Source organism: Nocardia sp. 852002-20019_SCH5090214 (assembly GCF_001665865.1).
Classification (GTDB): Bacteria; Actinomycetota; Actinomycetes; order Mycobacteriales; family Mycobacteriaceae; genus Nocardia; species Nocardia nova.
In genome coordinates this window covers 82,003-92,086 of record NZ_LZMK01000186.1, presented here as the reverse complement: position 1 = coordinate 92,086, position 10,084 = coordinate 82,003, and the positions used below count along the sequence as shown (strand labels likewise).

9 protein-coding genes and 1 pseudogene are annotated in these 10,084 nt (G+C 67.2%); 9 read left to right on the top strand and 1 reads right to left on the bottom strand.

What is annotated here, in order from left to right; all coding sequences use genetic code 11:
• The 9 genes and pseudogenes from A5780_RS39145 to A5780_RS15110 form a co-directional block, all read left to right on the top strand.
• Positions 1-86 (top strand): annotated as a pseudogene (locus A5780_RS39145) (F420-dependent glucose-6-phosphate dehydrogenase); the annotation flags it as partial.
• Positions 87-254: 168 nt separating this feature from the next.
• The gene (fdh, locus tag A5780_RS15140; protein WP_064908748.1) at positions 255-3,506 is read left to right on the top strand and encodes a formate dehydrogenase; all 3,252 of its coding nucleotides are present in this window, start codon (positions 255-257) and stop codon (positions 3,504-3,506) included.
• Positions 3,507-3,508: 2 nt separating this feature from the next.
• On the top strand, positions 3,509-4,414 hold the full coding sequence (locus A5780_RS15135) for a 4Fe-4S dicluster domain-containing protein (RefSeq protein ID WP_082976483.1): 906 nt from the start codon (positions 3,509-3,511) through the stop codon (positions 4,412-4,414).
• Positions 4,415-4,488: 74 nt separating this feature from the next.
• A complete protein-coding gene (gene nrfD / locus A5780_RS15130) occupies positions 4,489-5,448 on the top strand; it encodes an NrfD/PsrC family molybdoenzyme membrane anchor subunit (protein WP_231982961.1) in 960 nt (319 codons plus the stop codon).
• A gap of 125 nt (positions 5,449-5,573) precedes the next feature.
• Complete coding sequence (locus A5780_RS15125) at positions 5,574-6,137, top strand: hemerythrin domain-containing protein (RefSeq protein WP_064908747.1); 564 nt, start codon at positions 5,574-5,576, stop codon at positions 6,135-6,137.
• Between the two features lie 378 nt (positions 6,138-6,515).
• On the top strand, positions 6,516-6,776 hold the full coding sequence (locus A5780_RS40025) for a hypothetical protein (RefSeq protein ID WP_156769507.1): 261 nt from the start codon (positions 6,516-6,518) through the stop codon (positions 6,774-6,776).
• A complete protein-coding gene (locus tag A5780_RS15120; RefSeq protein WP_063017175.1) occupies positions 6,773-7,618 on the top strand; it encodes an SDR family NAD(P)-dependent oxidoreductase in 846 nt (281 codons plus the stop codon). Before A5780_RS40025 ends, A5780_RS15120 begins: the two co-directional genes overlap by 4 nt.
• Positions 7,619-7,820: 202 nt before the next feature.
• Positions 7,821-8,399: a hemerythrin domain-containing protein gene (locus A5780_RS15115; RefSeq protein WP_064908746.1), complete on the top strand. Its 579-nt coding sequence runs from the start codon at positions 7,821-7,823 to the stop codon at positions 8,397-8,399.
• 108 nt (positions 8,400-8,507) lie between these two features.
• A complete protein-coding gene (locus tag A5780_RS15110) occupies positions 8,508-9,557 on the top strand; it encodes an NAD(P)/FAD-dependent oxidoreductase (RefSeq protein WP_064908745.1) in 1,050 nt (349 codons plus the stop codon).
• 3 nt (positions 9,558-9,560) lie between these two features.
• On the opposite strand, the gene A5780_RS15105 is transcribed toward A5780_RS15110, so the two are convergent.
• A complete protein-coding gene (locus tag A5780_RS15105) occupies positions 9,561-9,977 on the bottom strand; it encodes a YkvA family protein (RefSeq protein WP_064908744.1) in 417 nt (138 codons plus the stop codon).
• Positions 9,978-10,084 lie beyond the last annotated feature (107 nt).

Sequence of the window (10,084 nt, the reverse complement as noted above, 5' to 3'; positions counted from 1 at the left end):
TCTTCCATGCCCCGGGCCACGATCAGCGTCGTTTCCTGGATCTGTTCGCCCGCGACCTCGCCCCGCGCCTGCGCGCATTGACCTGAGATTTCACCGCTCATGGCGTGCCCGCCGTAGCAGTAGGCGTGAACCCCAACCGCTGCGGCGCGGCAGGCCTCCACCGCGACAATGCCGGGATCTCGGTGGGGCACGTTTGAGTCCGGAGATCGCGGGTAGCACGGCGAGGACTTCGACGACCGAGCCGAGGAGCCGCGGTGGGTATACGTCAGTGGATCACGGAGTGGCCGGTCTACCGGCAGTTGACCGGCGAAGACCCCCTCGGCAAGGCGGCCGCCGCGCAGTCCGAGCACAGTCGATCGTTGCAGGCCAGAACGACCGACGCCGACCGTGTCGTGACGTCGGTGTGCCCGTACTGCGGTGTGGGGTGTTCGCAGCGGGTCTACGTCAAAGACGAGAAGGTCGTTCAGATCGAAGGTAATCCGGACTCACCGGTCAGCCGCGGACGACTGTGCCCGAAAGGTGCGGCGAGCCTGCAGTTGACGACCGGGGAGGCCCGGCGCCATCAGGTCCTCTATCGGCCGCCGCACGCCACCGACTGGCAACCGATCGGTCTCGAGCGGGCGATGGACATGGTGGCTGATCGGGTGATCGCCACCCGGCGCGCGTACTGGCAGGACGAGGTTGACGGCAATCGCACCGCCCGCACGATGGGAATCGCGAGTCTCGGCGGAGCCACGCTCGACAACGAAGAGAACTACCTGATCAAGAAGCTGTTCACCGCGCTCGGCGTCGTGCAGATCGAGAACCAGGCCAGGGTCTGCCACAGCTCGACCGTCGTCGGGCTGGGCACCTCGTTCGGTCGAGGCGGGGCCACGACCTTCCTGCAGGACCTGCAGCATGCCGACTGCATCATCATCGAGGGATCCAATTTCGCCGAATGCCATCCGGTCGGCTTCCAGTGGGTGATGGAAGGTAAGGCGCGCGGCGCCGTGGTCATCCACGTCGATCCCCGCTTCACACGCACCAGCGCGCTGGCGGACCTGCACGTTCCGATCCGCGCCGGCACCGATGTGGCATTCCTGGGCGGAATCATCAATCATGTTCTCTCCGAGGACAAGTACTTCCGCGAATTCGTCGTCAACTACACCAATGCGGCGACGATCGTCGACGAGGAATTCGGCGATACCGAAGACCTCGACGGCCTGTTCTCCGGTTTCGAACCCGAGGCCCGGCACTACAAGAGCGCCGAATGGCAATACGAAGGCGTCGACGTGGCCTCGGCGTCGGGGCAGCGTGGCCGCGGATCCGGCGAGCCGCACAAGGAAGACGACGTCCGTTCCGCCGGACGTCCCGAGCAGCACGGCATGGGCGGCGCGGCGCTGGAGGGCGAGTTCGTTCGCGACGAGACGTTGCAACATCCGCGCTGCGTCTTCCAGATCCTCAAGCGCCACTACGCCCGCTACACACCCGAGACGGTGCACCGCATCTGCGGCATCCCGCCGGAGACCTTTTTCGAAGTCTGCCGGCATCTGACCGAGAACTCCGGTCCCGAGCGCACCAGTGAATTCGTCTACGCCGTCGGCTGGACTCAGCACAGCACGGGCAGCCAATTCATTCGCGCCGCCTGCGTGCTGCAGATGCTGCTCGGCAATATGGGCCGGCCCGGCGGCGGTATTCAGGCCCTGCGCGGGCACGCCAGTATTCAAGGTTCCAGCGATATCCCGACGCTGTTCAATCTGCTGCCCGGCTATATCCCGATGCCGTACGCGATGCCGCGGCAGAGCCGCGCCGATTTCATCGACTCCCATGCCGCGCGCATCGGCTTCTGGGCGAATATGGACGACTATCTGGTCAGCTTGCTCAAGGCGTGGTGGGGTGATGCGGCGACCGCGGACAACGAATTCTGCTTCGACTATCTGCCCCGGCTCACCGGCTCGCACAGCACCTACGACACCGTCTTCGAGCAACTGGAAGGGCGGTGCAAGGGCTATTTCCTGTTGGGGGAGAACCCGGCCGTCGGCTCGGCGAACGCCACGCTGCAGCGGCTGGGCATGGCGAATCTGGATTGGCTTGTGGTGCGCGATTTTTCGTTGATCGAGAGCGCGACCTGGTGGAAGGACGGTCCCGAGACAGAGACCGGTGAGATCCGCACGGAAGACAACGGCACCGAGGTGTTCTTCTTCCCCGCCGCCGCGCACACCGAGAAGTCGGGCAGCTTCACCAACACCAACCGCCTGCTGCAGTGGCACGACCAGGCCGTCGAACCCGACGGCGACGCCCGCAGCGACCTGTGGTTCACCTATCACCTCGGGCGCATCATCCGCGAGAAGCTGTCCGGTTCCACCGACCCGCGAGACCGTCCGATCCTCGACCTCACCTGGGACTACCCGACTCTGGGCGATACCGCCGAACCCGACGCCGACGCCGTGCTGGCCGAGATCAACGGCTTCGACGGGCAGGGCAACCCCTTGCAGAGCTATACGCAGCTGCGCAACGACGGCTCGACCACGTGCGGATGCTGGATCTACTGCGGAGTCCGCAAGGACGGCGTGAATCAGGCGGCACGCCGCAAACCACAGACCGAGCAGGACTGGGTCGCGCTCGAATGGGCCTGGGCATGGCCCGACAACCGCAGAATCATGTACAACCGCTGTTCGGCCGCACCCGACGGATCCCCGTGGAGCGAACGCAAGAAGCTCGTGTGGTGGGACGCCGGCCAGCAGAAGTGGACGGGCCTGGATGTGCCGGATTTCCAGGTGACCAAGTCACCGGATTACCGGCCCGGCGACGACGCCGCGGGTGTGGACGCGTTGTCGGGCATCGACCCGTTCATCATGCAGGCCGACGGCAAGGGGTGGTTGTACGTCCCGGCCGGCCTCGCCGACGGACCGCTGCCGACCCACTACGAGCCGCAGGACTCACCGGTGCGCAACGAGCTCTACGGACAGCAGCGAAGTCCGGCACGAATGGTGTTCTCGGACCCCCGGAATCGCTACGCGCCCGATGCCGGCGAGGCGGGCGCTCGGGTCTACCCCTACGTGGCGACCACCTACCGGCTCACCGAACAGTTCACCGCGGGCGGCATGTCGCGCTGGACTCCGTACCTGTCGGAGCTGCAGCCGGAAATGTTCTGCGAGGTCTCACCCGAACTCGCGACCGAACGGGGCCTGGTCAACGGCGAGTGGGCGACGATCGTCAGCCCGCGTGCGGTGATCGAGGCCCGGGTGCTGGTCACCGACCGGATGACGCCGCTGACCGTGTCCGACCGCACCGTGCACCACGTCGGCCTGCCGTACCACTGGGGACCCAATGGGCTCAGTACGGGGGATGCCGCCAATGAACTGTCTTCGGTTGTGCTGGATCCCAATTCGCACATCCAGGAGGTCAAGGCATTCACCGTCGACATCCGGCCCGGACGTCGCCCGCGCGGCGCCGATGCGACCGCGATGGTCGCCGACTACCAGCGGCGAGCAGGAGTCACCGACAAGACCGGCACGGGAGTGTGAGCATGGACCTCGAACGAGACCTGACCGCCGACGACCCGCCACACGGCGGTGGCTACCCGGATCAGCACCCGCGGATGGGATTTTTCACCGACACCACGGTGTGCATCGGCTGCAAGGCCTGCGAGGTGGCGTGCAAGGAGTGGAACCACGTTCCCGACGACGGTTTGAACTTCACCGGCATGTCCTACGACAACACCGGCGGGCTGGGCGCCGACACCTGGCGCCACGTCGCATTCGTCGAACAGCGCAAACCGATTGCGGCACAGGCGAATACCGCCGAGGTGGTGGATCTCGGAATGCCGAGCTCCACCAAACCGGGGGACGGTGACGGGGAGCGTGGCGAATTCCGCTGGCTGATGTCGTCGGATGTGTGCAAGCACTGCACGCATGCGGCATGCCTCGATGTCTGCCCGACCGGGGCGCTGTTTCGAACCGAGTTCGGAACGGTCGTGGTGCAGGAAGACATCTGCAACGGTTGCGGATACTGCGTGCCGGCCTGCCCGTACGGCGTCATCGACCAGCGCGAGGACGACGGCCGGGTATGGAAGTGCACGCTGTGCTACGACCGGCTCGGCGACGGAATGGAGCCCGCCTGCGCCAAAACCTGTCCCACCGATTCCATTCAGTTCGGCGAACTGTCGCAGCTGCGCGAGCGCGCCGAAGAGCGCGTCCGGCAGCTCCACGACGCCGGCGTCACGGATGCCCGGCTGTACGGGCAGGATCCCGACGACGGCGTCGGCGGCACCGGGGCGTTTTTCCTGCTGCTCGACAAACCGGAGGTGTACGGCCTGCCGCCGGACCCGCTCGTCACCACCCGTGACCTACCGGCCATGTGGCGCAACGTCGGCATCGCGGCGTTGGGCATGCTCGGCGGGCTGTCGGCGACGTTCCTGAAAGGGCGACGATGAGCGAGCACGAGAGGCAGACCGGCATACCGCAGGATCGGTCTGCGCCACCTGATCGAACGGCCGTCACCGGAGACGTGAATCGGTTGCCGCGGCGCCGGCGGGGACGCGGCCGGGGCGAGAAGAAGATGGTGCCCGACGCGCACTTCGAGTCCTATTACGGCAAGCCGATACTCAACAAGCCGACGTGGGAGGCCCGCGATATCGCCGGTTACCTGTTCCTCGGGGGGCTGGCAGGCGGATCGTCGGTGCTGGCGATGGGCGCGGAATTGACCGGCCGCCGGAAAATGGCCCGCGTCACCAAGGTCAGCGGGCTGGCCGCGATCCTCGCCTCCCTGGTGGCGCTAATCCACGACCTCGGCCGCCCGGAACGATTCGTTCGGATGCTGCGAGTCTTCAAGCCGAGTTCGCCGATGAGCGTCGGTTCCTGGATCCTGGCCACCTACGGTCCGTTGGCGGGAGTCGCCGCGGCCACGGAGATCACCGGATGGTTTCCCCGTGTCGGCAGAGCCGCGACCGTCGGGGCCGGCGTCGTCGGCCCGGCCGTCGCCTCCTACACCGCCGCGCTGATGTCGGACACCGCGGTGCCGACCTGGCACGACGGATATCGCGAAATGCCGTTCGTATTCGTCGGCTCGGCCGCCACCGCGGCGGGCGGACTGGCGGTCCTCGCCTCGCCCGCGCACGAGGCGGGCCCCGCCAGGCGCGCCCTGATCCTCGGTGCCGCAACCGAATTGGCCGCCGGTGAGGTGATGAGCCGCCGCATGGGATTGTCGGCAGAGCCACTGCATCAGGGGACCGCGGGCCGATTGATGAACGCCGCCAAGGCATTATCGGTGTTCGGCGCGGTCGTCGGGGGAGTCGGGGGCCGACGGTCGAGGACCGCGGCGATCATCGGCGGCGCCGCCGCGGTGGCAGGTTCGGCGTGCACCCGGTTCGGCATCTTCCACGCCGGCGTCGCGTCCGCCGAGGATCCGAAGTACACAGTGATCCCGCAACGAGAGCGGCTCGCGCAGCGTGAGGGTGTTCCCGGCTGAATACGAGGGGCCGGGGCGGGTAGTGCGGCCGTATAGCGCCGACCTCGGCTTCCTGCGCCGACCTCGGCTTCCTGCGCCGACCGGCGTCGAAACAATTCATTCCCGGCAGAAGAAGGTGTTGGTAGATGAGCGCGGACAAAGCGGATGTCGTAGACCTGTTGATCGCGCAGCATCGACAGATCGAAGATCTCTTCGACAAGTTGCGCGCCGGACCTGACGACAAGCAGAACCTGTTCGAGGAGCTGGTACGGCTGCTGGCGGTGCACGAGACCGCCGAGGAAGAAGTCGTCCATCCGGCAGCTGCGCGCGCGCAGTTCGGTGCGAAGCCGATGGTGGAGAACAGGCTGGCAGAGGAGAACGAGGCGAAGCGCGACCTCGCCGAACTCTACGACCTGGGCGTGGACAACCCGGAATTCGACGCCAAACTCTCGGCATTCGCTCGAGCGGTGCTCGCGCACGCCGAACACGAGGAAAAGGAAGAATTCGCCTTACTCCGCCAGTCGTTTTCGGGGACCCAGCTGACCCACATGGCCAATACGGTCCGAGGCGCCGAGGCCATCGCACCTACCCGCCCGCACCCACACGCGGGTGAATCGCGTGCTGCCAACCTCGTGGCCGGACCACCACTGGCCGTGTTCGACCGCGCGCGCGACGCACTGCGGAATGCTCGTCAGCACGACACACAGTGACGTGCAGCGCCACCTCGCGCATGCCGACGACGGGGCCTGCGCAGCGAAATGCGGGAAGCCACCGCGAAATTCGAGTAGCGGTCTACTCGGGTCGGTCGCTCCGTCGGTGCATACGCTGACAGCAACGTAGAAAGTTGAATGTTCGGCGTGGCTGGATCGGATGAAAGTAACGACGTCACCGGCACCGCCCGAACCGGGGTACGTTGCCGCAGCACATCGCGGCGACGGTCGGCGTGAACGGCGACCCGGGTTTCGTGGCGGCGGTGCGGCTCGGCTTATCGCCGCACAGCGTCGTCGGCACTACACCACACCGGTACCGCTGTGGGCCGCCCCGGGGGTTCCTCGTTCGGTCGGTCGACACGATGTCCCCGGAGTCAGGTGGTGGACATCGTCGGTCTCGGTGGCATCGCGGTTGCCCATGTCGGTTTTGCGCTGCCCCGGTCCGGGAGGTTCCGGGTGATGTTCGATTCGTCGATTCGCCGCGGTCGGCGGCGCGATGGCAAGGGCCAGGTACCTGAGGGCGCGAGTAACGATCACGTCGGCTGGATGCAGAGACGCGCGCCGATCGTCGACCGAATTCTAAGCTGGTGGCATACGGAAGGCGCACGCCACGCATCCACCGACTGGAGACCCTGGTGACAGATAGCCGATCCTCGAACTCGCGACGCACGATCGTCATAACCGGTGCCAGCGACGGCATCGGAGCGGTGACCGCCCGGGCGCTGGCCGCCCCGGACGTCGACCTCGTCATCGTCGGCAGGTCGGCGCAGAAACTTGCCACGGTGACCGCCGACACCGGTGCGACCGCCTTCACGGCCGATTTCGCCGTTCTCGACGATGTGCGCGGTCTCGCCGAGCAGATCGGTGACCATGTTGGCTCGATCGACGTGCTGCTCAACAACGCGGGCGGTCTCTTCGAGCCGCGACAGCGGACCGTCGACGGGCACGAACCCAATTTCCAGATCAACCATTTGGCCCCGTTTCTGCTGACCAATCTGCTGCACGACAAGCTCGCCGCCAACGGCGCGCTCGTGCTGAACACCGCGAGCGTCGGCAACCTGTTCGGGCACGTCGACATCTCCGACCTCGACTACCGGCGCCGCCGCGCCTTCGGATGGCGCGCCTACGGGACGAGCAAGCTGATGAACATCATGTTCACCCGCGGTATCGCGCAGCGCTGGTCGTCGGACGGAATCGTCTCCGCCGCAGTACATCCCGGTCCTGTGGCGTCGAGCTTCGGCCGCGACTCCCGCGCCGTCGGCCTGCTCTACCGCACCCCACTGCGCCACGTCGGAACGATCACCCCCGCCCGCGGCGCCGAACCCCTGATCGAACTGGCCGGCCGCGGCGCCGACCCGGAAATCAACGGCGTCTACTTCCATCGGCACCGAGCGCGAGGCCCCGAGTCCCCGCAAGCACACAACCGCCGCCTCATCGACGAACTGTGGACTGCCTCGGCCGATCTCGTCGGCCTCGGCTGAGCAAACATCGCCGAGAGTATCGCCGGCCCCGGTATCGAGGACTTGTTCGCCGCCGGGCGCAATTTTCGGCGTGAACTGCAGGGAGATGTGAGCGTCGTCGGCGGTGCGTTATGGTCGGGTTCCAGGGGACGTCCCGGCTACCTGCGCGGCAGCCGGTCCTCGGGTCCGGTACTTGCCTGCGATGCGGTGTCAGGGAGGAAATGTGGATATCACCCAGTTGATCCTCGACGACCATCATGAGCAGCGGCGGCTGTTCGCGATCCTGGAGCAGATCGATCGCAGGGACACCGGTGCGCTGGGGGCGATCTGGGACCGGCTGGCGGCGTTTCTCGAGCTGCATGCGCAGGCCGAGGAGGAGATCTTCTATCCCGCGCTGCTGCAGGTCGGGATCGCGGCGCGGCGTGCGAGCGGGGCGGAGGACGAGACACTCGACGCCATCCACGACCACAACGAGATCAGGGATGCGGTCGCCGACGTAGGGCGGCACCAGGTGGGCACCGACGAGTGGTATGCGGCTGTCGCGGCGGCGAACCTGGCCAACGGCGACCATATGGCCGAGGAGGAGCGCGAGGGGCTCACCGACTTTCGCCGCCTGGCCGGACTGCAGCGCCGCCATCAGCTCGCCGTGGCCTTCGCGGCGTACGAGGCGCGCAACTACGCGGGCGTCGTGCCCGTCGACAAAGATCCGGCCGGCTACGTCCGCGCGGCGGAGGCGGCGCTGCGCGGCGAGGGGAACGGATCGCTCAGTGTGGGCAGCTTGAAGCGAATTCCGCCCAGCTGAGGAGAGTCGATCAGTCCTCGGCGAATGTTGCGATGCGCGTGGCACTCTGGACAAGTGCCTGTTCCGGCGGATGGCCGCCGGCACGACAACGCTGGGAGGTCGCAGGACATGATGAGCGTTATCGGTGGCGGGATCGCGGGCAGTTGCCTGGCCGGTGGTCTCGCGCGGCAAGGGCATCGGGTCGCGCTCTACGAACAACAGCGCCCGGGTCCCGGAGCCGGGGCGTTTCTGTTCATCGACGGGCGCGGACACGATGCGATGGAGGCGATGGGCGTCGATCGCTCGGCGCTGCACGAGGTGTCCTATCCGCTCGCGGGACTCGACTACGAGGACAGTCGCGGCCGGCGCAGCGAAATGCCCAGCCGCGGACATCGTTTCTGGTTGCGCCGCAACCTCATGGGCGTGCTCTCGGAATTCGTCGCGCGCTCCGGCGCCGACCTGCGCTACGGCGAGCCGATCACCGAAGTGACGGTGAGCGACGACGATCACACGATCCGGCGGGGCTCCGACGTCGTCACCACCGAGGAGCTGCTGATCGGCGCCGACGGTATCGACTCCGTCGTCCGGGCCGCGCTGGAACCCGCACGCACACCGGTCTACGCCGGTGATGTCGTGCTGTACGGAATGACCGGCACGCCATTGGATCCGCCGCCGCCCACGACCCCCGCGGTCCTCCACTTCTTCGCCGAGGTCGCCGAAGACGGCAGTGCCGGAAGTACTTTCGGCCACATCTGGCGCCCCGAGGACCCCGCAGCCCTGTGGTTCGTGCGGATCCCGCGCGATCCCCTCCCCGGTACTCGCGACGATATCGGGATGCGGCCGGTCGACGAGTGGGCCGAAACCGTCCTGGCCGCAACGCCTTCCAGCCGGGCGCTGGTTTCGGCCTTCCTGTCGCGGACGGAACTCGTGCACGTCAGCAACGCCCGCAACGTCCCGCTGGAAGGCGCACGCGCACCGCAGGATTCGGTGATCCTGATCGGCGACGCCGACCACGCGATCACTCCGGCGGCCGGGGTCGGAGCCCGTGACGCGCTCGAGGACGCCCGTGCGGTCTTCGACGCGATCGCCGGCACCGCCTCACCCGCCGAAGCGATGACACAACGCCGCAAGCAGATCGTCACCGACCGCGAAACCGCCCAGCGAGCGCGGCGCCGATGACTGTCACCGCGTCGGCAGACCCGTGAGCCGGGCGAGGGCGGTATAGCCGTCGTCGGTGCCGGGCCAGTGGGCGCGGACGGCCTCCGGGCCCGCGGCCCGGACGACGCTGCGCAGGACCGCGGTGACGATGATGGCGTCGTCGGCGTAGCCGATGACGGGGATGATGTCGGGGATCAGGTCCAGGGGTGACGCGAGGTAGGCCAGTACCAGCCAGAGCCGGATCCGCACACCGCGTGGCAGCGAGCGGTCGGCGGCCAGACGGCGGATCAGGCGCAGGGTGTCGGGCAGGATCCGCATCGCTTCCCGCAGCAGGTTGCCGCGTGGCCGGACGATGATCAGCGCCGTGATCAAGGCAACCCAGCACACGACGAGCGCGGCGGCGACCGCGATCAGCAGATCCCACCACCACGACACGGTCACGATCGGTATCCCACCATCAGGTCTCGTGCCGGTCGGTGGTGGGGTCTGCTGATCCGGTTGGCGCGTGTTCCGCGTGGATGATCGCGTTGCGATGGCCGGGACCATTT